Origin of the sequence: Huintestinicola sp., assembly GCF_051882455.1 — a bacterium.
Lineage (GTDB): Bacteria > Bacillota > Clostridia > Oscillospirales > Ruminococcaceae > Huintestinicola.
Map to the genome: position 1 here is coordinate 1 of NZ_JBJERV010000052.1, position 24,085 is coordinate 24,085.

Annotated in this window: 26 protein-coding genes; 4 read left to right on the plus strand and 22 right to left on the minus strand. The window is 48.9% G+C overall.

Going from position 1 to position 24,085, the window contains the following annotated elements:
- Positions 1 to 100: 100 nt before the first annotated feature.
- From clpX to ACI4J0_RS06930, 18 genes are all read right to left on the minus strand, one after another.
- Complete coding sequence (gene clpX / locus ACI4J0_RS06845) at positions 101 to 1,387, minus strand: ATP-dependent Clp protease ATP-binding subunit ClpX (protein WP_439765069.1); 1,287 nt, start codon at positions 1,385 to 1,387, stop codon at positions 101 to 103.
- An 89-nt stretch (positions 1,388 to 1,476) separates the two neighbouring features.
- Positions 1,477 to 2,067: an ATP-dependent Clp endopeptidase proteolytic subunit ClpP gene (gene clpP, locus ACI4J0_RS06850; protein ID WP_439765070.1), complete on the minus strand. Its 591-nt coding sequence runs from the start codon at positions 2,065 to 2,067 to the stop codon at positions 1,477 to 1,479.
- Positions 2,068 to 2,102: 35 nt separating this feature from the next.
- Entirely contained in the window at positions 2,103 to 3,383 is a 1,281-nt protein-coding gene (tig, locus tag ACI4J0_RS06855) for a trigger factor (RefSeq protein ID WP_439765071.1), read from the minus strand.
- Between the two features lie 100 nt (positions 3,384 to 3,483).
- Positions 3,484 to 4,170: a metallophosphoesterase gene (locus ACI4J0_RS06860; protein WP_439765072.1), complete on the minus strand. Its 687-nt coding sequence runs from the start codon at positions 4,168 to 4,170 to the stop codon at positions 3,484 to 3,486.
- 64 nt (positions 4,171 to 4,234) lie between these two features.
- Positions 4,235 to 5,728 carry a threonine synthase gene (gene thrC / locus ACI4J0_RS06865; protein ID WP_439765073.1) on the minus strand — a complete coding sequence of 498 codons (1,494 nt, stop codon included), beginning with the start codon at positions 5,726 to 5,728 and terminating at the stop codon, positions 4,235 to 4,237.
- Positions 5,729 to 5,784: 56 nt separating this feature from the next.
- Positions 5,785 to 6,165: a YraN family protein gene (locus ACI4J0_RS06870; protein WP_439765074.1), complete on the minus strand. Its 381-nt coding sequence runs from the start codon at positions 6,163 to 6,165 to the stop codon at positions 5,785 to 5,787.
- Positions 6,146 to 6,775: a ribonuclease HII gene (locus tag ACI4J0_RS06875; RefSeq protein WP_439765075.1), complete on the minus strand. Its 630-nt coding sequence runs from the start codon at positions 6,773 to 6,775 to the stop codon at positions 6,146 to 6,148. The genes ACI4J0_RS06870 and ACI4J0_RS06875 overlap by 20 nt, the downstream gene beginning before the upstream one ends.
- A gap of 12 nt (positions 6,776 to 6,787) precedes the next feature.
- Positions 6,788 to 7,702, minus strand: coding sequence for a ribosome biogenesis GTPase YlqF (gene ylqF, locus ACI4J0_RS06880; RefSeq protein ID WP_439765076.1), 915 nt, complete (start codon positions 7,700 to 7,702; stop codon positions 6,788 to 6,790).
- A gap of 91 nt (positions 7,703 to 7,793) precedes the next feature.
- Positions 7,794 to 8,375: a signal peptidase I gene (gene lepB / locus ACI4J0_RS06885; protein WP_439765077.1), complete on the minus strand. Its 582-nt coding sequence runs from the start codon at positions 8,373 to 8,375 to the stop codon at positions 7,794 to 7,796.
- Positions 8,376 to 8,569: 194 nt separating this feature from the next.
- Positions 8,570 to 8,914, minus strand: a complete 345-nt coding sequence (gene rplS, locus ACI4J0_RS06890; protein ID WP_432649749.1) for a 50S ribosomal protein L19 — start codon at positions 8,912 to 8,914, stop codon at positions 8,570 to 8,572.
- A gap of 238 nt (positions 8,915 to 9,152) precedes the next feature.
- A complete protein-coding gene (locus tag ACI4J0_RS06895) occupies positions 9,153 to 9,821 on the minus strand; it encodes a TIGR03936 family radical SAM-associated protein (RefSeq protein WP_439765078.1) in 669 nt (222 codons plus the stop codon).
- Positions 9,814 to 11,667, minus strand: coding sequence for a TIGR03960 family B12-binding radical SAM protein (locus ACI4J0_RS06900; RefSeq protein ID WP_439765079.1), 1,854 nt, complete (start codon positions 11,665 to 11,667; stop codon positions 9,814 to 9,816). Before ACI4J0_RS06900 ends, ACI4J0_RS06895 begins: the two co-directional genes overlap by 8 nt.
- A 10-nt stretch (positions 11,668 to 11,677) precedes the next feature.
- A complete protein-coding gene (locus ACI4J0_RS06905; RefSeq protein ID WP_439765101.1) occupies positions 11,678 to 12,496 on the minus strand; it encodes an HAD family hydrolase in 819 nt (272 codons plus the stop codon).
- Between the two features lie 63 nt (positions 12,497 to 12,559).
- The gene (locus ACI4J0_RS06910; protein WP_439765080.1) at positions 12,560 to 13,021 is read right to left on the minus strand and encodes an HAD family hydrolase; all 462 of its coding nucleotides are present in this window, start codon (positions 13,019 to 13,021) and stop codon (positions 12,560 to 12,562) included.
- Between the two features lie 186 nt (positions 13,022 to 13,207).
- A complete protein-coding gene (locus ACI4J0_RS06915) occupies positions 13,208 to 13,891 on the minus strand; it encodes a hypothetical protein (protein ID WP_439765081.1) in 684 nt (227 codons plus the stop codon).
- A gap of 12 nt (positions 13,892 to 13,903) precedes the next feature.
- Positions 13,904 to 15,169 carry a 2-hydroxyglutaryl-CoA dehydratase gene (locus tag ACI4J0_RS06920; RefSeq protein WP_439765082.1) on the minus strand — a complete coding sequence of 422 codons (1,266 nt, stop codon included), beginning with the start codon at positions 15,167 to 15,169 and terminating at the stop codon, positions 13,904 to 13,906.
- 83 nt (positions 15,170 to 15,252) lie between these two features.
- Complete coding sequence (locus tag ACI4J0_RS06925; RefSeq protein ID WP_439765083.1) at positions 15,253 to 15,729, minus strand: SUKH-3 domain-containing protein; 477 nt, start codon at positions 15,727 to 15,729, stop codon at positions 15,253 to 15,255.
- Positions 15,730 to 15,830: 101 nt separating this feature from the next.
- Positions 15,831 to 17,414, minus strand: a complete 1,584-nt coding sequence (locus ACI4J0_RS06930; protein WP_439765102.1) for a peptidoglycan D,D-transpeptidase FtsI family protein — start codon at positions 17,412 to 17,414, stop codon at positions 15,831 to 15,833.
- 165 nt (positions 17,415 to 17,579) lie between these two features.
- On the opposite strand from ACI4J0_RS06930, the gene ACI4J0_RS06935 reads away from it, so the two are divergent.
- The 4 genes from ACI4J0_RS06935 (at position 17,580) to ACI4J0_RS06950 (ending at position 21,701) form a co-directional block, all read left to right on the plus strand.
- Positions 17,580 to 18,506 carry a S1 RNA-binding domain-containing protein gene (locus tag ACI4J0_RS06935; protein ID WP_439765084.1) on the plus strand — a complete coding sequence of 309 codons (927 nt, stop codon included), beginning with the start codon at positions 17,580 to 17,582 and terminating at the stop codon, positions 18,504 to 18,506.
- Positions 18,507 to 18,712: 206 nt separating this feature from the next.
- Entirely contained in the window at positions 18,713 to 19,969 is a 1,257-nt protein-coding gene (gene glyA, locus ACI4J0_RS06940; protein WP_439765085.1) for a serine hydroxymethyltransferase, read from the plus strand.
- Between the two features lie 134 nt (positions 19,970 to 20,103).
- The gene (locus ACI4J0_RS06945; RefSeq protein WP_439765086.1) at positions 20,104 to 20,376 is read left to right on the plus strand and encodes a hypothetical protein; all 273 of its coding nucleotides are present in this window, start codon (positions 20,104 to 20,106) and stop codon (positions 20,374 to 20,376) included.
- A gap of 44 nt (positions 20,377 to 20,420) precedes the next feature.
- Positions 20,421 to 21,701, plus strand: a complete 1,281-nt coding sequence (locus ACI4J0_RS06950) for a replication-associated recombination protein A (protein ID WP_439765103.1) — start codon at positions 20,421 to 20,423, stop codon at positions 21,699 to 21,701.
- Positions 21,702 to 21,744: 43 nt separating this feature from the next.
- Here ACI4J0_RS06950 and ACI4J0_RS06955 read toward each other — a convergent pair whose 3' ends face one another.
- The 4 genes from ACI4J0_RS06955 to ACI4J0_RS06970 form a co-directional block, all read right to left on the minus strand.
- The gene (locus ACI4J0_RS06955; RefSeq protein ID WP_439765087.1) at positions 21,745 to 22,488 is read right to left on the minus strand and encodes a YebC/PmpR family DNA-binding transcriptional regulator; all 744 of its coding nucleotides are present in this window, start codon (positions 22,486 to 22,488) and stop codon (positions 21,745 to 21,747) included.
- Between the two features lie 72 nt (positions 22,489 to 22,560).
- Positions 22,561 to 23,229 carry an MBL fold metallo-hydrolase gene (locus ACI4J0_RS06960; RefSeq protein WP_439765104.1) on the minus strand — a complete coding sequence of 223 codons (669 nt, stop codon included), beginning with the start codon at positions 23,227 to 23,229 and terminating at the stop codon, positions 22,561 to 22,563.
- Positions 23,213 to 23,632, minus strand: a complete 420-nt coding sequence (locus tag ACI4J0_RS06965) for a Mini-ribonuclease 3 (protein WP_439765105.1) — start codon at positions 23,630 to 23,632, stop codon at positions 23,213 to 23,215. The genes ACI4J0_RS06960 and ACI4J0_RS06965 overlap by 17 nt, the downstream gene beginning before the upstream one ends.
- A 26-nt stretch (positions 23,633 to 23,658) precedes the next feature.
- A complete protein-coding gene (locus ACI4J0_RS06970; RefSeq protein ID WP_439765088.1) occupies positions 23,659 to 24,078 on the minus strand; it encodes a hypothetical protein in 420 nt (139 codons plus the stop codon).
- Positions 24,079 to 24,085 lie beyond the last annotated feature (7 nt).

The following is a 24,085-nucleotide window of genomic DNA, read 5'->3' on the forward strand; positions in this document are numbered from 1 at the left end:
CGAAACTTTTACTATGACCTTATTTGTGCAACTTTTTTTATTTCTCCACTTTATCAACACGCTGAAATCAGTCACCCGAATTTAAAGGGTGACTGATTTATCATTTATCGGATTTTTTCTTTTCCTTGGTCTTGACTATTTTGGGAGCTGCTTTTTCCGTCACGCAGCTTTCGGAGACAATGACCTTGGAAATTCCCTCTTCGGAGGGAGCGCTGAACATTGTATCCTGGAGTATGCCCTCAACAATGGCACGAAGTCCTCTTGCGCCGGTTTTCTGCTTTATAGCCTCGGCAGCAATGGCTGTAAGAGCCTTTTCCTCGAACTCAAGCTCAATTCCGTCAAGCTTGAACAGGTGCTTGTACTGCTTCACAAGGGCATTTCTGGGTTCGGTGAGTATCTGAACGAGAGCCTCTTCGTCAAGCTCGTCAAGAACGGTGATAACGGGCAGTCTGCCCACCAGCTCGGGCACCATACCGAATTTTACAAGGTCCTGAGGAGTAACATCCTTGAAAATATTCTTCTCCTTTTCGGCTCTGCTCTTGATGTCAGCGCCGAAGCCGAGAGTTGTGGAGTCCTTGCGCTTTTTGATGGTCTGCTCCAGACCATCAAAGGCACCGCCGCAGATAAAGAGGATATTTTTGGTGTTTACCTGTATGCATTCCTGATTGGGGTGCTTTCTTCCGCCGTTGGGGGGAACGTTTGAAACTGTGCCCTCAACTATCTTCAGAAGCGCCTGCTGAACGCCCTCGCCGCTTACATCACGTGTAATGGAGGTATTTTCCGACTTTCTTGCTATCTTGTCTATCTCGTCAATGTAGATAATTCCGCGTTCAGCGGCTTCAACATCGTAATCCGCAGCCTGGAGAAGCCTTACAAGAACGTTCTCGACATCATCGCCCACATAGCCTGCCTCAGTGAGAGTAGTGGCGTCGGCAATGGCAAAGGGAACATCAAGGATCTTTGCAAGGGTGGAGGCAATAAGGGTCTTGCCCACGCCTGTGGGGCCAAGGAGAATAACGTTTGATTTCTGAAGCTCCACATCGTTCTTTTCTTCCTTGCCCGAAGCAATTCTCTTATAGTGGTTGTAAACCGCAACAGAGAGAGCTATCTTAGCCAGATCCTGACCGATAACATACTCATCGAGAACCTTCTTTATCTCTGCGGGCTTTTTTATCTTGAACTCGTGGGGAGCGTTCATCTTTTCAAGGCGCTCAAAATGCTGCGGATCGGGGATATATCCCAGCTGTTCGTTGTTCATAAGCATTTCGTAGCAGTAAACAACGCAGCTGTCGCAGATATTCGCACCACCTGCGGAAAAAACATTCTGAGCCGCTGTTTCGGGTCTGCCGCAGAAGCTGCAGCGCTTTGGTCCTCTTTCCGACGGCATTTGTTACCATTCCTTTCCTTGGGGAAAATCTATGTTTCTATAATATTATTGCCCTGCCGCCGAAACGACAGCAGAGCAAATGATGGGTTTTATCTGTGCTCTATGACCTTGTCGATGAGACCGTATTCCATTGCCTCTTCGGCAGTAAGGTAATTGTCTCTCTCGGTATCACGCTCGATAACGTCAAGAGGCTTGCCTGTATTCTTGGCAAGTATCTCGTTGAGCTTCTGACGAGTGTGGACCATATGGTCGGAGTGTATCTTGATATCGGTGCACTGACCGGAAATACCGCCGCCTGAAATAAGGGGCTGATGGATAAGTATCTCCGAATTGGGCAGAGCAAATCTTTTGCCCTTAGTGCCTGCGGAAAGGAGGAATGCTCCCATAGAAGCCGCCATACCCATACAGATAGTGGAAACATCGCACTTGATATACTGCATAGTATCGTAAATTGCCATTCCTGCGGTTATAACGCCGCCGGGGCTGTTGATGTAGAAGGAAATATCCTTTTCGGGATCCTGTCCCTCGAGAAACAGCATCTGGGCGATAACAAGACTTGCGGTGGTATTATTCACTTCCTCGGACAGAATGATAATTCTGTCGGTAAGGAGTCTGGAATAAATATCCATACTGCGCTCGCCGCGTCCGGTCTGTTCAACAACATATGGCACTAAGCTCATTCAGAAACACCTCCGAAATGTATTTAAGCGGTAAATTACTTGATAACAGCGTTGTCCTTAACAAACTTGGAAGCCTCGGTAACAAGCATATCAGACTTGAGAGCAGTGGGGCTTACCATGTTCATGAGCTGGTTGAGGGGAACCTTGTAGTTCTCGGACATCTTCTTGAGCTCTTCCATAACCTGCTCGTCTGTAACCTCGATATTTTCAAGCTTTGCGATCTGCTCGAGAGCGAGTCTGAGCTTAACGGTCTTTTCAGCCTGATCCTTGAAGGTATCTCTGAAAGCAGCCTCGTCCATACCTGTGAAGGAGAGGTACATGGGAAGGTCAAGACCCTGCTGGGAAAGTCTCATCTCGAAATCCCTTACCATATCGTCGATCTTGTGCTCGAACATAACCTGAGGGATCTCAGCATTCATCTTCTCGATAACCTTGTCATATACAGCGTTTTCAGCAGCAGCCTCGGCATTCTTTGCAGCATTATCCTCAAGCTTCTTCTTGAGGTCAGCCTTCAGCTCGTCGAGAGTATCGAACTCGGAAGTATCCTTAGCGAAATCATCATCAAGCTCGGGAAGCTCGGTAGCCTTGATCTCGTGGAGCTTGATCTTGAACTCAGCAGGCTTGCCTGCAAGCTCTTCCATCTGGTAGTTCTCGGGGAAGGTCACATTGATTGTGAAATCCTCGCCTGTGGACTTGCCGACGATCTGCTCCTCGAAGCCGGGAATGAACTGACCGGAACCGATCTTGAGGCTGAAGCCGTCTTCCTTGCCGCCGTCGAATGCCTTACCGTCCATAAAGCCCTCGAAGTCGATAACAACGGTGTCGCCGTTCTCAACAGCTCTGTCCTCGATGGTGATAAGTCTGCCGTTTCTTTCCTGCATGGACTTGAGCTGATTGTCAACGTCCTCGTCGGTAATAGTCTTGACAGTTTTTTCAACTTCTATACCCTTATAATCGGAGATCTCTACCTCGGGCTTAGCGATGCACTTAACCTTGAAGGAAACGCCTGTGTCCTTGGAAAGAGCGGTAACATCGATCTCGGGGCGGTCAACTACCTCGATGCCTGCCTCGTCGATAGCCTTGCCCACAACGAAGGGAACCATTGCGTTAACAGCGTCATCATAGAAGCAGCTCTCGCCGTAAAGCTTCTCGATCATCTTTCTGGGAGCCTTGCCCTTTCTGAAGCCGGGAACGTTTATCTTGTTCTTAGCCTTCTGGTAAGCGGTCTGAACAGCGGACTCAAACTCCTCAGCGGAAGCCTCCACCTCAAGCTCATAAATGTTTGTTTCGATTTTATTTGTAGATTTTAAGCTCATTTACAACATCCTCCATTTTAATACAAGCATATAAAAAGATTATACCATAGTTTTTATAATAAAGCTATAGCAATTTTGATATTTCTGCATTTTGCACAAATTACATTATTTTAACAGGGCAAAATTGCACATAATCTGCGGAAACAAGCCGAAATTCAATGCCGTCCCGCTCACCATTCACCGCATATTGATGACCCTTTCCGTGAACATGACCGTAATAGCACTTTTTGATGTTATGCTTATACATCACGTCAAGCAGGTCGGGGTTGTACTCGTTTCCGTAAAGGGGGGGATAATGCAGAAAGACTATGGGCTCAAGCCCTGCCTGCTCCGCGGAAACGACAGAAGTTTCCAGGCGGCTTGCCTCTCTTGCCAGGACCTTTGCGTCAGCTGGCTCGCTGTCATCGTTTATCCAGCCTCGGGTGCCGCATATCCCGTAATTTCCGTAGACGTAATGGTTGTTGTGCAGGATATGTATGCTGTCAAAGCCCTTTTCCTCAAGAAACCTGTTCATTTTGGCGGCGGTGTTCCACCAGTAATCGTGATTGCCCTTGAGAATTATCTTTTGCCCGGGAAGCTCGTGGATAAATCGGAAATCGGGCTCCGCCTGTGCAAGGGACATTGCCCAGGAGATATCCCCGGGAATGACAATAGTGTCCTCCTCGGAGACCTCTCTTGTCCAGTTTTCCTTTATCCGTTCCATATAGCTGTCCCAGCCGCCGAAAATATCCATCGGCTTGTTTACCGAAAGGGACAGGTGCAGGTCACCCATTACAAAAAGCGCCATTTTCTTTCCTTTCCAAAACAGCGTTGCTGCGGCAGTCCCGATGATACGGTGACTTTAATGTATATTACAGAGAAAGGGATCTAAGAACAAAATCCTTCATTTCATCTCTGCCGATCACGCCTGTGAAGCGTATCTCCTTGTCTTTAAGCTCTGCAAGAGATTTGGGAACATCGTAGCCCGATACCTCGTGAAGCTTCTCCACCTTGTCAAACTCGTCCATATCGCCTGCTGTGCCCTCGATAGCCTCGAGAACTGCGGTGCTGAACTTGTAGGGGCTTGCGGTGGAAGCGATAACAGTCTTGGTGTTGTCGCCCGTAGCCTTCTTGTAATCCTCGTAGACCTTAACGGCAACAGCGGTGTGAGTGTCAAGGGTGTAGGAATATTTGTCGTAAATTTCCTTTATGCACGCCTTGGTCTGAACGTCGTCACAGCAGCCTGCGGCAAAATCAGCCTTGAGCTTTGCCTTAACATCATCTGTTACCTCGTATCTGCCCTCAGAAGCCAGCTTTCCGAACCACTCTCTTATCTGAGCGTCATTCTCGCCGCACATAATGTAGAGAAGTCTCTCAAGATTTGAGGAAATGAGAATGTCCATAGAGGGGGAAACGGTGGTGATGAACCTTCTGTTCCTGTCATAAACGCCTGTGTTTATGAAATCGGTGAGAACGTTATTTGCATTTGAAGCGCAGATAAGCTTGTTAACGGGCATACCCATATTCTTTGCATAGTAAGCCGCAAGGATATTGCCGAAATTTCCTGTGGGAACAACAACATTTATCTTGTCGCCCGCATTTATCTCGCCGTCCTTCACAAGCTCTGCATAGGTGGATATGTAGTAGATTATCTGAGGCGCAAGTCTGCCCCAGTTGATGGAGTTAGCAGAGGAGAACATCATACCGCCGTCGGAAAGCTTCTGCTTTATCTCCTCGTTTGTAAATACAGCCTTAACGCCGTTCTGGCAGTCGTCAAAATTGCCGTTTAAAGCGCATACGGTAACGTTCCTGCCTTCCTGAGTAGCCATCTGACGCTTCTGCATAGCGGAAACGCCGTCCTGGGGATAGAATACCATGATAGAAGTGCCCTCAACGTCTGCAAAGCCCTCAAGAGCAGCCTTTCCCGTATCGCCCGAGGTAGCAACGAGGATAACGACCTTCTTGTTGATACCTGTCTTTTTCAGGGAAGTAGTGAGCAGATAGGGGAGTATCTGGAGCGCCATATCCTTGAAAGCGCAGGTAGGACCGTGCCACAGCTCCAGGACATAGGTGCCGTCAAAAAGGTGGGATATCTCCGCAATATTTGCAGTGGCGAAGCTCTTGTCGTTGTATGCGCTCTCGGTGCAGTATTTAAGCTCTGCGTCGGTGAAATCGGTAAGGAACTTCTTGAAGATGTAAGCCGCTCTTTCGGCATAGCTCATATCTCCGAGACTTACGATCTCGTCCATGGAAATGGAGGGTATCTCGGAGGGAACGAAGAGTCCTCCGTCAGCGGAAATGCCCTGAACGATGGCTTCGGCAGAGCTGATCTTTACATCGCTGTTTCTGGTGCTTTTGTAAAACATATCAAATTTTCTTTCCTTTCTGATAATTTATATAAAGCAGTAAAAACCGCTGTTTTTTATAATGTGCTGTCCCCGCCGCCGTCATAGGCATTGTCCAGGTAGGAAAATTTTATGACCTTCCCGTTTTTTACGGTGACCTCGGAAATGTCAAATCTTGGCTGCAGCTCGTGTGGATATCTGACGGAATATTCCTGCGCCGCATTTATTATAAGGCTGCGCTTTCGCTTTCCCACCGCCTGCACGCCGCTTTCGAGAGCGGAAATGTCACGGGTCTTGACCTCCACAAAGGCAATGATGCCGTCCTTTTTGGCGATGATATCTATCTCGCCGCCCCTTATTCGGAAATTTCTGCGGATAATTTCATATCCCGATTTTTTGAGATAATAAGCCGTAAGCTCCTCGCCCAGCTTACCCGTTTCACTTCTGCTTTGCCGCATAATATTTTTTCAAAAATGACATTCTGTGGATAGGGGAGGGACCGTATTTGTCAAGCATTTCGTAATGAAGCTTTGTGCCGTAGCCCTTGTGGCGCTCAAACTGCCATTGGGGGTATTTCTCGGCAGCCTCTTTCATATACCTGTCACGGCTCACCTTTGCCAGCACGGAAGCTGCGGCAATGCTTGCGGAGGTGCCGTCACCCTTCACAACTGTCTCGCCTTCAATGGTAATAGGCGGGAATTTGTTCCCGTCCACAAGAGCATATCCGGGAGCCGCATCAAGCCCGTCCACAGCCCTTTTCATTGCAAGAAGCGCCGCCTGCAAAATGTTCAGCTGCTCTATCTCCTCAACGGTCGCGGTGGCGATACAGTATGATTTCGCCTTAGAAACTATCTCGTCAAAAAGCTCCTCGCGCTTTTTTTCGGTGAGCTTTTTGCTGTCATTTAAGCCCTCAATTACAACGCCGTCCTCAAGTATAACTGCGGCGGCATAAACGTCCCCCGCAAGAGGACCTCTGCCCGCCTCGTCGATACCGCAGAAAACGGGGTGAAAAAGCCTTACGGTCTTGTCGTATTCAAAAAGAGGAGAAAGCTCTGTCACCGTATTCAAGACAAATCCTCCTTATTCAGCAAATTCCCGGGGTGTCTCGAGAGTTATCCTGCCAAGCTTTCCGCTGCGAAACTCGTCAAGCACGGTAATTGCAGCTCTTTCGGTGTTTATCTCGCCGCCCGAAATGAGCATACCCCTTGCCTTTCCCACTCTCATAAGAAGCTCATAGCCCGAAAGACAGCCCATAGCTTCGCCGCTTTCGGTCATTTCGTCCTCCTCGGGGGTCTCAAGGCTTATCTTATACCGCTCTTTAAGCCCCTGGGGATAAATTTCCCTGAGCCTTACAAGCAGTCGGCAGGCAAGCAGCTCGGTGTCCACCACATCGTCCTTGACAGCGCCTGTGAACGCCAGCTTTTCGCCAACGGACATATCCTCAAACTTTGGCCACAGCACACCGGGCATATCCAGCAGCTCGATGTCATTATCCACCATTACCCACTGCTTTTCACGGGTAACGCCGGGGCGGTCCTCCACCTTGGCTTTTTTCTGTCCTGCCATACGGTTGATGAAGGAGGACTTGCCAACATTGGGGATACCGACCACCATAAGGTGCAGCACACGTCCGCTCATACCCTTGGAGGCATATTTTTCAATAAGAGGAGCAAGCGTCTCCCTTACCGCAGGGACAAATCTGTTAAGTCCCCTGCCCGTTCTGCAGTCCGCAGGAACAGCGCAAATGCCCTCACCGCGGAAAAAATCCACCCAACCCTGGGTGATCTTCTCGTCAGCAGCATCGCATTTGTTCAGTATCACGATGCGGGGCTTGCCCTCCACAAGAGTGTTTATCTCGGGATTTCTGCTGGACATTGGTACCCTTGCGTCAATGACCTCCACAACTGCGTCCACAAGCGGCAGACACTTTTCCATCATTCGCCGGGTCTTGGTCATATGCCCGGGAAACCACTGTATTGACGGTATTTCGTTCATCTGCCAAACTCCTTAAAACTCAAAAGAGGAAAGCAGGCGAAAGGCGAATGTCTTTCCGTCTGTCTTTCCTCCGTAAAATTTATGATTCCTGTTATTCAACAGTTCCTATACGATCCATAGGCCAAATTCTGAAAACTACCTTGCCAACTATCTCGTCCTCGGGAATAAAGCCGATCTTTGAGCTTCTGCTGTCGGCAGAGTGCATTCTGTTGTCGCCCATCACGAAATAATTTCCCTCGGGAACAGTAACAGGGTAATCGAAAGCGCCCTCGTCAAGCTGAGTAAGGTCGTTTATGTAGCTTTCCTGCAAAACCTCACCGTTAACCTTAACCACGCCGCTTTCAAAGTTTATGTCCACCTGGTCGCCGCCCTGAGCGATAACGCGCTTAACGATGGGCTTGCCCAGGCTCTGGCTGTCAACTATAACAATATCGCCCTTTTCGGGGGTATAGAAAAGATGATGAACAATAAGCTTTTCGCCGTCCTGGAGAGTGGGCACCATTGACTCGCCGTCAACATTAGCCTGTCTGAGCAGGAAGGTAAAAACAAGGATCACAGCAAAAAATGCGAATATAATGGTCTCCGACCACTCGAGAAATTCTTCATAGGGAGTGCCGTTTTTCTTATTTTCGTCAGCGTCCAGTGCTTCATAATTTATCTGAAACTTAGCCATTATGCTCATCCTTTCGTATTCCGTCAGGGACGGTCACTTGCGTTAATAGCAAAAAAGGGAACTGTCATATAAGTCCCCAAGCAACCGATACAAAAGCGTTTAAGGTACACAGCGGTGCGTCTGCAGCGCTGTGTACAATATAAGCTTTTCGGTCAATTGAAAGGAGTCTTATTCCTTTCACATTCAGCGGCAGATTACTGGATCTGCTCCTTAACCTTTGCAGCCTTGCCGACTCTGTCTCTGAGGTAGTAGAGCTTGCTTCTTCTGACTTTACCGTTTCTTACAACCTCTACCTTGTCAACAACGGGAGAATGTACAGGGAAAACTCTCTCGATGCCGCAGCCGTGAGCAACACGTCTTACGGTGAAGGTCTCCTGAATGCCGCCGTGTCTCTTAGCGATAACGGTGCCCTCGAAAACCTGGATCCTGTACTTCTGACCTTCCTTGATCCTTACGTGTACCTTAACGGTATCGCCCACCTCGAAAGCGGGAACCTCAGCCTTGAGGCTTGAGTCGCTGATAAGCTTGAGTGCGTCCATTTTTAAATCCTCCTAAAATCTCAAGACATTCTTACCCCGCGTGATATCCCCTCAAAAAGACGCCTGAGAGGGCGGTGCAGCGGACTGTCCTTTTAATGTTGTGAACGTTCTGTTCACAGCACTAATCTCGTCTTTTCGGCGCATAGGCATACTTCGACGGATTTTAAATGCGTATTTATTTTACCACATCTGCATAAAAATTTCAAGAGTTTTTTCACACATTTAAATTTTCTGCATTTTATTCAAATACTGCACCATCTGCACAAAGTATATTTGTACGTTTTGCACAACAAAGCTCTGCCATAATTCCACAGGAATTACAGTATCCGAGAAATGACTCGGTAAAAACTCCGCAGTTCAGATTAAGCTCATTTCCCGCAGGCAGCCGCAGCTCTGTCATTATCCCGTTTTCACACTCCGAAACGCCCCGGATATTGATATGGGGCTTGATATCCACCTCTATCATACCCTTTTTCTTAGAGTGCTTCATCACCTTGATGCTCTCCTGCGAGATATAAGCCGAAACAGCGCCTTTCAGAGCCCGGGTATCACCCGAAAAAATCGTCTCATATTCCGCAAAGCCGATATCCTTGTTCGGGTGAACGGGATATGCGGCGCTGAGTATCCTTATCCCCTCGGGACAGGCGCCGTTAAGCTTCCCGGCAATTTCCTCAAGGCTCACGTCCTCGACCACAGCCATATCCATAGGCTCTCTCAGTCCTTCCGTGCCAAGAGAAAGCGCCAGAGGGAAGTTCAGATATATCCTCGGATTAAACCCCTCCGAGTACCATACCGGAAGCCCCGAACGCTTCAAAGCCCTCTGCATTGTCCTCAGCAGGTCAAGGTGGGAGATGTAGATCGCTCTGTCCTTTTTTTCAAAAAAGACCCTGATGTTTTTCTTATCCAAAGCATTCCCTCCCCGACGCCTTGTTCACGCCGCAGCCGCTGCACTGTTCTCGGCAGCTTTTTGTGACCTTTCCCTCTTTCGCATTTTGGTTCTCGCGGATAAAAAAGCTCTTGTCTATCAAATAATCAAGGTGGTCCCAGGGCGCGACCTCGTCAGATCCCATAGCCCTGTGAGCGTAAAAATCAATATCCGTGCCCGTGTCCGCAAAAGCCGCCATCCATTCATCATAACGGTACATCTCGTCCCAGCCGTCGAATTTGCAGCCCCGTTCCCAGGCACGCTTTATTACAGCCCCAAGCCGCCTGTCGCCCTTTGCCAGAGCCGCCTCAAGAATGCTTATGCGGTAATTGTGATAGCTAACGTTTATATACCTCTTGCCCTTAGTGTTGTCAAGCAGCAGCTTCTGACGGCGGTTTATCTCGTCTATGCTGATCTGCGGCTCGAACTGAAACGGTGTAAAGGGCTTTGGCACAAAGGTGGCGCAGCTAATGGAAATGGAAAGCTTCTGACCCCTCGGACGGTTTTTCATATTGAAATACAGGTCTGCAATACGCTTTGCAAGGTCTGCAATGCCGATGATATCCTCGTCCGTCTCGGTGGGCAGACCCATCATAAAGTAGAGCTTAACTCCCGCATATCCGCCCTCGAAGGCAGTCCTGCAGGCTGACATTATCTCCTCCTCGTCAATGTTCTTGTTGATAACATCGCGAAGCCTCTGAGTGCCTGCCTCGGGAGCAAAGGTAAGACCGCTCTTTCTCACCTTTGAAAGCTGCTCCATAAGATTTTTGTTGAAACGGTCGATACGCATAGATGGGAGCGCAAGATTTACCCTCTCTCCCTCGGTGTACCCCGTCATTTCCGTAAGCATTTCCTCGATATCCGAATGGTCGCTGGTGCTGAGGGAAGCAAGGGACAGCTCCTCATATCCCGTAGACTCGCATAAAGCCTTCGCTTCATTAACAATAGTCCCCGTGGATTTTTCTCTGAAAGGTCGGTAAATAAAGCCCGCCTGACAGAATCGGCAGCCTCTTATGCACCCTCTGAGGACCTCCACCACCGCCCTGTCGTGAACTATCTCGGAAAAAGGCACCACAAAGCTTTCGGGATAAAAAACCTTGTCAAGGTCACTTATTATCCGCTTTGTGACCTTCCCGGGAACGCCCTCGCACACAGGCACCACCTTCTTGATTCGCCCGTCCTCAAGATAGGACACATTATATAATGAAGGCACATAGATACCCTTTATCCCCGCCGCACGTTTAAGAAAAGCCTTTTTAGTGTACTCGCCCGACTTTTTCATCTCCTCATAAAGCTCCATCAGCTCTATGTTGACCTCCTCGCCCTCTCCGATAACAAAAAGGTCAATAAAGTCGCACAGCGGCTCTGGATTGCATACGCAGGGACCTCCCGCAATGACAACAGGGTCATTTTCGTCTCTCTCGGAAGCAAGCACATTAAGCCCCGCCAGGTCCAGCATATTAAGGATATTCGTGTAGCAAAGCTCGTACTGAACGGTAAACCCTATAAAGTCAAAATCCTTTATGGGGTCAAGGCTCTCAAGCCCGTACAGCGGAATGTCATTTTCCCGCATTAGCTCCTCAAAATCTGTCCAGGGAGCGAAAACTCTCTCGCACCACCAGTTTTCACGGGCATTTTTCAGCGAGTAAAGTATCTTCATTCCGATGTGGGACATACCCACATCATAAGCGTCGGGAAAGCAGAAAGCAAACCGCACGTCCACCTTGCTTTTGTCCTTCACAACGCTGTTAAGCTCTCCGCCGATATATCTTGAGGGAGATTTTACTTTAAGCAGCAGCTTTTCAATTTTTTCACGCAGATTATCCATATTTTTCCTTTCATATCCGAACAGGCTCCTCCGAAAGCTCGGGAATAAGCCTTAAAATTTCCCTTACCACACCATTATCATCATTAGAAGGAGCAATAAAACCGGCACTCTCCTTCAGAACAGGGTGAGCATTTTCCATAGCAAAGCTGTACCTGCAGCAGCCCATCATCTCCAGGTCATTGAGATAATCCCCGAAAACCATAGCCTCCTCAAAGCCTGCCCCCAGCTTGTCCATCAGCTTTTTCACCGCATTTCCCTTGTTCACGTCTTTTCCCACAATATCCACCCACTGGGTATTTGACAGAATAACATTATACCTGTCCGAAAACCGCTTCATTGCAGGATATGTGAGCTGCTCCGCATTTTTGTCAAAAAGAGCCACCTTGATAATATGGTCATTCTGTGCAAAATCCTCAAGCCGATGAAGCACCTTTAGTCTTGCACAATAAATATTGCAGCTTTCGGAAAAATCGGGGTCGCTGTCCGTAACATAAGCGGACTTTTCCCCCGACAAGAGCACCCTCACGCCGTCATCATAAAGCTCTCTTGCACACTTTATCATCTCAAGCACGCCCTCGTCCGCCATCGGCAGGGAATAAACGCACTCGCCATTTTCAAAAGCAATGCCTCCGTTTTCCGCAATGAACATCATCTTGTCTCTCACAGGCTCAAAAAGCCGTTCCACGCCGTAATACTGTCTCCCCGAAGCGGCGGCGAAGACCACGCCCATTCGGTGCATACGCTCCACAAGCTCAAAAAATCCCTCGGGCAATTCGTGTGCGCTGTTTAAAAGTGTGCCGTCCAGATCGGCTGCAATAAATTTAATAATGTGGGGTCAATCCTTTCAAAAAATCATTTCCGAAACATATTATATCATATTTCGGAACGGATTTCAAGGACTTATGTGATTTATCCTTTCCTTTATCTTCTCCGTCCATTCATCGTCCTGACCGCCCACAAGAAAAACCTTGAAGCCGTATATTTTCCCGTTCTGAGCCACAGAAGGGTCATCGTCGATATGCAGGTCAATGCGGTATTTTGCAGGATACTTTGATGGCATAGCCTCCCGTCTTTCTCCTTGTACCTCTTTTTCGTGAACAGCGCCGTTTATCACCCTGTCCACCGTCAGCCCGTAGCAGCGGAAAAGCCCCCTGATATAGCCTTCCGAGCGGAATGAGGTGGTGTATATCCATATCCCGATATTATTCTCGCGAAGATAATGAAACAGCTCTTTTGTACCCAGCCGCAGACGCTCCTTAAAGATTAGACCGAACGGAAAACACGGCGGCTTTTCCGTTTTGAACTTATCCGGCGGAACGAAAAGGGTGTCGTCAAGGTCAAAGGATACTTTCATAAAATTCCCCCATAGCTTTGTCTGTTGCTATATTATAGCACATCTGTCCCAAAATGTCAATACCCAACCGAAACAAAAGTGCTGAATTGACCAAATTTCGTATAGATGCCCAAAATCCCATAGGAATAATTGTTGATATGATACATATGTACTAAAAAAGATGCCCAAATTCAAAAAAACGGTAACTCAGACCTCCGAGTTACCGCCGAAAATACCGTATCTGTTGTATATCCCTGCCGCAGAAACGCCGGACAGCTGAGCTAAATTCTGAAGCTCCGAGCCCTTCTTAGCCATCTTTGCGCCATAGGAATAGCTGCCCTTAAAAAGGGTCTTTGCCTGCTCCGCATTTTCCGAGAGAGCCTTTTCGTCCACCGAAAGAGTGCCGTCCTCGTTTGCGGTAATGCCCGCCTTTGAAAGAGCGCTCTCAAAGGAACGGGTAATGCCCGTCATACTGTCGCCCGTAAGCTTTGCGGCATAGCTCGTTGTATTTTTAAGAGCGCCCACAGCGCCGTTGTAGCTGTTCACAAAGCCCTTGACCTCTTCTGTAAGCTTTTCGGGGGACATATCCTCAGCCCCCATCAAAGTCACAGCGGAAAGACTCATAGCCTGAGCGTTTTCTTTAAGCTTAGCCGCATTTTCCGTTTCGGTCAGCGAACCGCTCTGGTAATATTTGGATATGGGATTTTCCGAGATGTCCGTCCTGTTGAGATAGGTCTTGCCCGTTTTCTCGCTGAGCTTTGAGTAAGCCTTTTTCAGCATTTTAGAGTTGACGGATGAACGGTTCAGCAGGGAAGCAAGCTGATTAGAAGTGCTGTTTCCCGAGCGGCTGAACATATTTGCCCTGAAATGCTCGATACCTCTGAGCGCCATAGCCATATCTCCTTACTGCTTGTTATTATCAGCCATCTGCTGCTTTGCGGTTGACAGCATAAGCTTTATTCTGTTCTCCTGATTAACTCTCGTTGCACCGGGGTCATAGTCAATGGGAACGATGTTGGACTGAGGGAAGGTCTCTCTCAGCTTACGTATCATGCCCTTGCCGATGATGTGATTGGGCAGACAGCCGAAGGGCTGAGCGCATACGATATTGTTAATGCCCATATGGATCATATCCACCATCTCAGCGGTCAGGAGCCAGCCCTCGCCCATTTTGTTTGCGGGGGAGATGAAGGGCTCAACGTCCTTTTTAGCCTCCTCAAAGGGAGTGGGACCGAAAAATCTGGTGCCCTTGACCGCCTTGATTATCTTGTTCTGCATCATCTTAAAGAAGCCCTTGACAGCGGTGGAGGCGATGTATTTTTTGTATTTAACGTGATAAAGCTCAGTCTCCACCACGTGATGGTCGCCCATAAAAATAAGGAAGTCGATAAGACCGGGGCAGTATACCTCGCAGCCCTCGGACTCCAGGAATTTCTGAAGCTCGTTGTTGCCGAGAGGGGAGTATTTGATGAATATCTCGCCCACAACGCCAACCTTTATCTTGTCGGGGTCGGGGGTGTATGGTATCTTTCCGAAATCCTCAACTATCTCCTTAGACACCTTGTCGAAAGCGCCGAAGTTAAAGTTTATCTCCACCAGCTTGTCCACCCACTTGTCGATGAGCCTGTCGCAGTCGCCCTTGTTGTTCTCATAGGGGCGCACCTGATTGGATATGAGCATAATGAGGTCGGCGTAGCATACAGCGGTGATAAGGTCGGCAAGAAGTGCGGGTGTCAGATGGAAGCCGGGGTTCTTTTCAAGGCTTGCAAGGTTCAGGGAAATAACGGGGACCTGCTCCATGCCGCACTTTTTCAGAGCCTTTCTGATAAGGTGGATATAATTGGAAGCTCGGCAGCCGCCGCCCGACTGTATCATCATAAGCGCGGTCTTGTTCACGTCATACTGACCCGATTTAAGAGCGTCGATAAACTGACCTATGCACAGCAGGGCAGGATAGCAGGTGTCGTTGTGAACGTAGCGCAGACCCTCGTCCACGATACGTCTGCCCGTAGTGGTGAGCAGCTTCATTCTGTATCCGTGATTGTTGAAAATTCTTTCAAGCAGTCTGAAATGTATGGGAAGCATATTGGGAATGAGAATAGTGTATTCCCTGCGCATTTCCTCTGTAAAGAGCAGTCTGCCCTGTTCGTTGTAAATAAGCTCTGCCATAAGGGTCTATCATCCTCGTTTCATTTGATAATACAGAGTAATTATATCACATTCGTCTGATTTTTACAAGACCTTTTGAAATTTTATTTATTAGAAAGTGATGAAAAGTTATCGGCAAAATTATTAAGGAACTCTGCCCAGTTTTCTCCCGCAATAAAAACATCATCAGCAATGATGTAGATCCTGCCGCTCTCACCGATAGCGATAAAGTCGTCGTTAATAAGCCCCAGCGGGATAATATAGTCGTTCATTCCCTCGGAAAGCTGCTTGAAAAGGTGAGCCGCCTCGTAAATATTTTCGGGATAGACCACCATCTTGTTCTCGATGTCCCCGTTTTCGGTAATGACGAACTGACCGTTGTCGAACTGTCCGTGCTTGCCGATGGAGAGCATATAAAAATCGTTTATGATATCCCTTGCGGTGTCAAAGAGCCGATAGCCCTCCTCCTCAAAAAATGCAAAGCATTCATCTAAGGAGTCCTCCGACATAAAACGCTGCTTGCCGTAGCCGCAGGACTCAATAAGCTTTTTCGCTCTTTCCGAAAGACCGTTAAGCTCCATTTATCTTTCATTCCTTTCAGATACGTCCCGAGGGGCGCTATAATACCAAATTACATTATACACCTCCGTGAAAAAAAAGTCAAGCACCCGAAAAAAACGGTTTATTTGTATCTGTTCATTACCACAGCGTCCGCAATGCTTTTGAAAACAGGACCGCAGGTAAGATTTCCCGAAACGCCCTCCTCGATCATCACCGTCACCGCATATCTGGGCTCGTCCGCAGGAAAAAATCCCGTAAACCAGCAGTTGAGCTTTTCATTTCCGTACTCGTCATATACCCAGGTCTGGGCTGTGGAGGTCTTGCCTCCGCCCGTTGTAAATTCGGGTATAGCCGCCGAATTTGCCTTGTACATGGTGGATATCATAAAATCCTTCAGCTTGTCGGCGGTGGACTTTTTCATAACCCGTGAAAAGTTCTTTATCTCCGCCGAAACAGCGCGGTCGCTCCGTCTGTCGGTAACACCGTTTATCAGCACGGGCGAGGGACATTCGCCCCCGTTTGCAATAGCTGCGGTGAGCATGGTTATCTGTAAGGGAGTGGCGGTGAGCTTTCCCTGACCGAAGGAGAAATTCGCCCTCTCCTCGGGAACAAGGAGCTCGCCCGTGCTTGGAAGATTTCCCTTTGCTGAGGTTATCCCAGGGGCAAAATATTTTCCCTCTCCGAAGCCCAGCCCTGCCGCAAAATCGTGGAAATACTCCGCAGGCAGGTCCTGACCCAGACAAATAAAATAGGGATTGCAGGACTCCACCATTGCCGTTCTCATATCCATTCTGCCGTGACCGCCGAATCTGTGACAGCCGAACTCGTCCTGTCTGACCGTAATGCTGCCCGTGCAGTCATAGGCATACTCCTCGGAAATGCCGTATTCAAGCGCCGCCCCCGCGGTCACAAGCTTGAAGACAGACCCCACGCTGTAAGCGGAAAAAGCCCTGTTTATAAAAGGGGAGTCCTCGGACTCAAGGCTGTTTTCCGGGTGAGATGGGTCAAAGGACGGCTTGCTTACAACAGCGCACAGCTCACCCGTAGAAATATCCATAACAATGGCGGCACCCTTGTCCACGTCCTTCATAGCCGCCTCTGCCGCACGCTGAACGGCGTAGTCGATAGATGTGCATATGCCCGTTTTAAAGCTTGTGACCCAGCGCATATCAATGCCCTCGCCCTCAAGCAGATCGCCCCTTGCGTCCACGCTGTAGCTTAGTGTGACCGAGCTTTTCGGCTCTCTGAGTACCGAGTCGTATGCCTGCTCAAGACCGCAGACCCCATGCCCGTCTCCTGTGTACCCGATAATATGAGCGCAGAGGCAGTCGTCATCGTAACGCCTGGAAACAGGGATCACCGTAACGCTTTTCAGCGCCCTTGTGTCCACGCCGCAGAGAAAAAGAGCGTCCCCGTCAATGCAGTCCTCATATTTCTCCATGTCGGTAATATGTCCCTCAAGCTCCTTTTTGTCGGCAGTCTCGGGATTTATCACCGCAATGTACTCCTCGCTCCTGTTCACAAGCCGTATGCCGTTTCTGTCAAATATCTCCCCGTATGAGCTTACCACCGTCACCTCTCTGGGAGCGGACATATCGTATTTCATATACACATCGCTGTTTATGTTTATGACCATAAGCCGCCACAGCAGAAAAATGCCTGTAAAGCCCGTAATTCCCGCGGCGGCAAGCAGCCGTCTGTTCACCTTTTCCAAAATGCTCCCTCTTTCCCGTATTTTGTCAATAAAATTATTGCCTGAAAGGGGCGGGGTTATTCAGAAAATCCGACCTTCGGAGCGGTTATTTATCCGACTGTCTCTGCATAGAATTAACTGTATTCAATTTGCAAATCGGAAAGGAAGGTTTTAAAAATGACAAAGTATTATCCCGAGGGCGCTCTTATAAATACTCCCGAAAACAAAGCAAAGCTCAGGAGTCTTGAGACACTTGAAGCAGCGGCGGAGAGCGGAGCCATACTTGAAGCAAGAGCGGCGGTGTGCGACAGCAGCCACGATCTCATTGTAGAGCTGCCCTGCGGACGTGGGATAATTCCCAGAAACGAGGGAGCGGTGGGCATTGAGGACGGCTCCACAAGGGATATCGCCCTGATAACAAAGGTAAACAAGCCCGTAGCTTTCAAGGTGATAAAGGCGGAGATGAAGGACGGAGCGGTGGTGGCAGAGCTTTCGCGGAGAGCGGCACAGGAGGAATGTCTCGAAAAATACGTAAGCAGGCTCAGAACGGGGGATATCATTCCCGCAAGAGTAACTCATCTCGAGCAGTTCGGCGCATTTGTGGATATCGGCTGCGGACTGCCCTCGCTTATTCCCATAGATTCAATGTCCGTCTCAAGGATATCCCACCCCTCGGACAGATTTTCCGTTGGGCAGTTCATAAGGGCAGCCGTCAAGGGGATAAACGGCAGCAGGATATGGCTCACCCACAAGGAGCTGCTTGGCACATGGGACGAAAATGCCGCCCGATTTTCCTGCGGAGAAACAGTCTCGGGAATAGTCCGCTCGGTGGAGGACTACGGCATATTCGTGGAGCTTGCACCCAACCTTGCAGGGCTTGCGGAGCCAAAGCCGGGGGTGAAGGCGGGGCAGTATGCAGGGGTGTACATAAAGGCGCTGATACCCGAAAAAATGAAGGTAAAGCTCATTATAGTGGACGTTTTCGATTCGGACGCGCCCCCCTCGCCCCCCGAGTATTTCATTCCTCCCGAGGTCACACACATTGACAGGTGGCGGTATACTTCCTCCCTGTCCGACAGGGTCATAGAAACGGTTTTTGAGTAAAATATATCCCGAGGGGAATTTTGCTGTTCCTCACGGGATATTTTTTGGCAATTTTTTAACAAAAAATTCATTTGATTTATCAATAAATATCTGAAAGATGTTAAAAAAAGCAACTCCCTGCAAAAATTTCAAAACCCCTTGAAATTCCCCGAAAAATATAGTATAATAAAATTACCGTTTATTTTGAAAAAAAGGAGCATAAAAAAATGTACAAGGATATCATTGACACCATTGGCTATGTTAATCAGGTCGATCCCGAGGTGGGCGAAGCTATGGGCAAGGAGCTTGCACGCCAGAAGAGAAACCTTGAGCTTATCGCCAGCGAGAATATCGTTTCCCCCGCAGTAATGGCGGCTATGGGCAGCGTTCTCACCAACAAGTACGCTGAGGGCTATCCCGGAAAGAGATACTACGGCGGCTGTCAGGACGTTGACATCGTTGAGACCATCGCCATCGAAAGAGCAAAGAAGCTTTTCGGCGCAAACTTCGCAAACGTTCAGCCCCACTCGGGCGCACAGGCAAACACCGCAGTTTATGTGGCTCTCCTCCAGCCCGGCGACACCGTTCTCGGAATGAGCCTTGCAGACGGCGGACATCTTACCCACGGCTCTCCCGTTAATATTTCGGGCAAATACTTCAACTTTGTTTCCTACGGTCTTGACGATGAAACAGAGATGATAAACTATGACACCGTTCAAAAGCTTGCAGAGGAGCACAGACCTAAGCTTATCGTTGCAGGCGCATCCGCATATCCCAGAGCTATCGACTTTGAGAAGCTTTCTCAGATCGCTAAGTCCGTAGGCGCATATCTTATGGTTGATATGGCTCATATCGCAGGACTTGTTGCCGCAGGTATGCACCAGTCTCCCGTTCCCTATGCAGATATCGTTACAACCACCACTCACAAGACTCTGAGAGGTCCCAGAGGCGGTCTTATCCTCACAAATGATGAGGCTCTTGCCAAGAAGATCAACTCCGCTATCTTCCCCGGCACTCAGGGCGGTCCTCTCATGCACATTATCGCAGGCAAGGCCGTCTGCTTCGGCGAGGCTCTCAAGCCCGAGTTCAAGGACTACGGCAGACGCATTGTTGAGAATGCTCAGGCTCTTGCAAAGGGACTTCTTGACAGAGGCTTCAACCTTGTTTCGGGCGGCACCGACAATCACCTTATGCTTGTTGACCTCCGTCCCTTCCACATCACAGGCAAGGAGCTTGAGAACCGTCTTGACGAGGTTTACATCACCGTTAACAAGAATGCGATACATAACGATCCCGAAAAGCCTTTCGTTACAAGCGGCGTAAGAATAGGTACACCTGCCGTTACCACAAGAGGTCTCGGCGTAGAGGAAATGGAAAAGATCGCAGAGTACATCTACCTCTGCGCTACCGATTTCGAGAACAGCGCCGACGCTATCCGCGCAGGCGTTACCGAGATCTGCAAGAAGTTCCCTCTTTACGAATAAGTTTTAGTTTGACTTTCGGGGGCAGGAGGCGGCGGTCTCCTGCCCCCATTTATGATTTATTCTTTAAAATTGCCGAATGACTTCCCGAAATTTATACATTGCAGAAGGCATTATTGTAAGGGAGGACTTGTAATATGAACAGAATTACAATAAAATGCCCAAAGTGCGGTAATTGTTTTGAGGCTGATAAAGATTCGGACACGTTTTCTTGCAGTCGCTGCGGCTGTGGATATAAAATATTGCGTGAAGATCAAAGTGATCCTGCACATCCGCAGAAAATCAGAATAATGATGCTTGAACAGGAAAAAAAGCAGGCTCCGATAAGTATTGGCAACAAGGGAGCATTACTAATAGTTTTGATAGCTTTCATTATATGGATAATTATTTTTTTGATACTTAATACATAATCAAAATATAACATTGAACCTATACTTGGAAAGGAATGAAAAAAATGCCCTCACCCCTTGCGGACAGGATACGCCCGAAAACTCTTGATGAAGTAGTGGGACAGCGGCATCTGCTGGACAAAGGCAGATATCTCAGACGGATAATCGACGGGGGAAATATCCCAAATATGATATTTTACGGACCCTCGGGTGTGGGCAAGACCACTGTTGCCCGTATAATCGCGGAAAACTCGGGAATGAAGCTCCATAAATTAAACGGCACCTCCGCAGGCATAGCCGATATCAAGGACGTGATCGCCGACACCTGCACCATCGACGGAATGAACGGCGTTCTGCTCTACCTGGACGAGATACAGTACCTTAACAAAAAGCAGCAGCAGTCTCTTCTTGAATATATCGAGAACGGGCAGATAACTCTCATTGCCTCCACCACCGAAAATCCCTATTTTTACGTGTACAACGCCATTCTCAGCCGAAGCGCGGTTTTCGAGTTCAAGCCCGTTACCGCCCAGGACGTTATCCCTGCGGTGGAGAGAGCCTTTCGTGTGCTTTCCGAGGAGTCGGGGGTGAAGATAAAGGCGGAAAAGGGCGTCTGCGAGCATATTGCAAGGGGCTGCGGGGGAGATGTCAGGAAGTCCGTCAGCGTGTGTGAGCTTTGCTTTCTGGGAGCGGAGAACAACGGCACAGAAGCTATTGTCACCTTAGATGAAGCCAGAGCCCTTACCCAGCGCAGCAATAACCGCTATGACCGTGACGGTGACGAGCATTACGACATTTTGTCCTCCCTGCAGAAATCCATTCGGGGCAGCGACGAAAACGCCGCCCTCCACTATGCCGCACGTCTTATCGAAGCAGGGGACATAATTTCCCTCTGTCGCAGACTGCTTGTTATCGCTTCTGAGGATATAGGTCTTGCCTATCCCATGGCGGCGGCGGTGACAAAGGCGTGCGTTGACAGCGCACTGCAGCTGGGACTTCCCGAGGCGCGGATACCCCTTGCCGAAGCGATTATCCTCCTTGCCACATCTCCCAAGTCAAATTCGGCGGAGGCGGCTATTGACGCAGCTTTGGAGGACGTCCGCACAAAGGAATGCGGCACTCCGCCACGGCATCTCCAGAACAAGCACTGCGACAGCACCGACGCGGATATCAAGGGTCAGCATTATCTCTATCCCCACGATTATCCAAATCATTATGTTCCTCAGCAGTATCTTCCCGACCCCATAAAGGACAGGGTGTACTACAAATTCGGCGACAACAAGACCGAGCAGGCGGCTTATGCGTACCGCAGGCATATCCTTGATGATAATGGGAAAAATAAATAAAAATCGGGGCTGCTGCAATGTGCTGCAACAGCCCCGATTTTTATTATTCCTCGTCCTCGCTCTCGGGCATATCCCAGTTGTGGTAAACATTCTGAACGTCGTCGTTGTCCTCAAGATGCTCAAGGAGAAGGTTCATCTTTCTGATAGCGTCCTCGTCGGTGAGGGTGGTGTAGGTAGAAGGGATCTGCATAGCCTCTGCGGAAAGAACATTGTAGCCCTTTGCGGTGAGAGCCTCTCTTACAGCGCCTACCTCGTTAGGCTCGGTCTCGATCTCGATCTCGTCCTCGTCCATTGTGAAGTCGGCAGCGCCGCAGTCGAAAATATCCTCCATTACCTTGTCCTCGTCAAGACCTGTGTTCTCAACGATAACAATGCCTTTTTCGCTGAACATAAAGGAAACGCAGCCTGTGGTGCCGAGATTTCCGCCGAACTTGTCGAAATAGTGACGGATATCGCCTGCGGTGCGGTTCTTGTTGTCGGTAAGGGTCTCAACTATTACCGCAACGCCGCAGGGACCGTAGCCCTCGTAAACGTTGGATTCGTAGTTGGTCTTGTCGCCGTCGCCCATTGCCTTCTTGATAATTCTGTCGATATTATCATTGGGAACGTTGTTGGACTTTGCCTTGGCGATAAGGTCTCTGAGCTTGGAGTTGTTGTTGGGGTCTCCGCCGCCTTCCTTAACGCATACGGCGATCTCTCTGCCTATCTTGGTGAAGATCTTAGCCTTTGCACCGTCGGTGGCTTCCTTTTTTCTCTTGATGTTGTTCCATTTTGAATGACCTGACATAGTAAATTCTCCTTAAAATATAATTTTGTGTTCCGTCTTTGCCGGATTATTAAGCTTAATAAGCCCGGTTTCCTAAAATCTGTCAATAAAAAGCTTGTATGGTCTGTGACCGCAGATTATGGGGTCTCCGTGACCGCAGAGGATACGGTCGGGTGCGAGGGTTATTATCCGCTCGATAGCTTCTCTTGCCTTCTTGGGACTTTCGCTTATCATGGGGAACATGGGCAGGGGAGTGTTCATTATTGCGTCGCCTGCGTAAAGGTCGTACCCCACAGAGCTTTTGCAGAGTATGCCTATGGAGCCTTTGGTATGCCCCTCAAGATCTATTATCACCCCGTCAATGCCGTAGGGCTCAAGGTCCATGCCCTCCTCGGCGTATATGGCAGGGTCGAAGCGGTTCATTCGGATATGCATATTCATTTCCATCTGATTTTTCAGCAGCCTGCCGATAGGATTTGTTATGTAATAGGGGCGGCAGCCGTTGTCCCTTGCAAGGCGCATATCGTAGGGGCTTATCATAATGGGCGCATTGTAAAGCTTTGAGAAATATGCGGCGTTCTGGATATGGTCGGCGTGACCGTGGGTGAGGATAATAAGGGTGATATTGTAGTTTAACAGCCATGTCTCGATATGGTCGCGGTATTCCTCCCTGCCCGTATCCACAAGGATATCGCCCTTTCTGCCCCTTATAACGTAGCAGTTGGTCATACCGCAGTCGATCATGTTAATGTTTTCGAGCATCAGCAACAGGACTCACCTCCGTATTCTCCCAGATATATTCAAAAAGCTCTCTTATCCTGTCATGGCACCCCAGCAGATGAAGATAGCCGAAAAGGCACTCAAGCGACGTTGCCCTGTGATATTCCGCCGGGTCTGAGCTTTTCGGAACGCTTGCCGCACTGCATGAAGCGTTTCTGCCCCGTTTCATCACCGCCGCCTCGTCCTCGGTTAGAAGCGGCTCGATAAGCGCCGCCGCTCTCGCCTGATAATTTGCCCTTACCCTTTCCACCGAAGCGGGGTGGAGCTTCTTGACAGGCATATTCGCCCCCAGCACCAGCTTCTCCCTGACAAGCTGGCTGTAGACCGCGTCTCCGAGAAAGGCAAGGGTCAGAGGGCTGTACTGATTGACCTCACGTTTTTCTATAAGTAAGACCGTCCTTTCGTATCACATTATATGTGAGACTCCGCAGGATTTCCGAGTACATATACATATGCATAAATGCTGTCCTCGGAACCGTTCTGATATCTTTTCATTGCCCTTTGGGTCGGGAAAATGATGGTGCCGTTGCTAAGCTCAACAGACATATTTATTTCATCGCTGCCGCCCCATTTTCCGCCGTACAGACGGATAACGGTTTCGCCGATGTAGCTTGAAACGGCAAAGATTATCTGCCCTCTGTTTCGTGAAATTATGCCGCCTTCACCGCTTTGCTCATCAAAGAAGCGGTCGATCTCCTTCATACTTTCAAGCGAATAATCCGCATTATAGCCGGAGACATTCAAAGCATTTACCACCCATTCGCAGGCGGAATGGATATCGTCCTCAAGGGAAGGCTTTTTCTTTCCGAAAAGCTTGTCAATAATACTCATAAGTTTA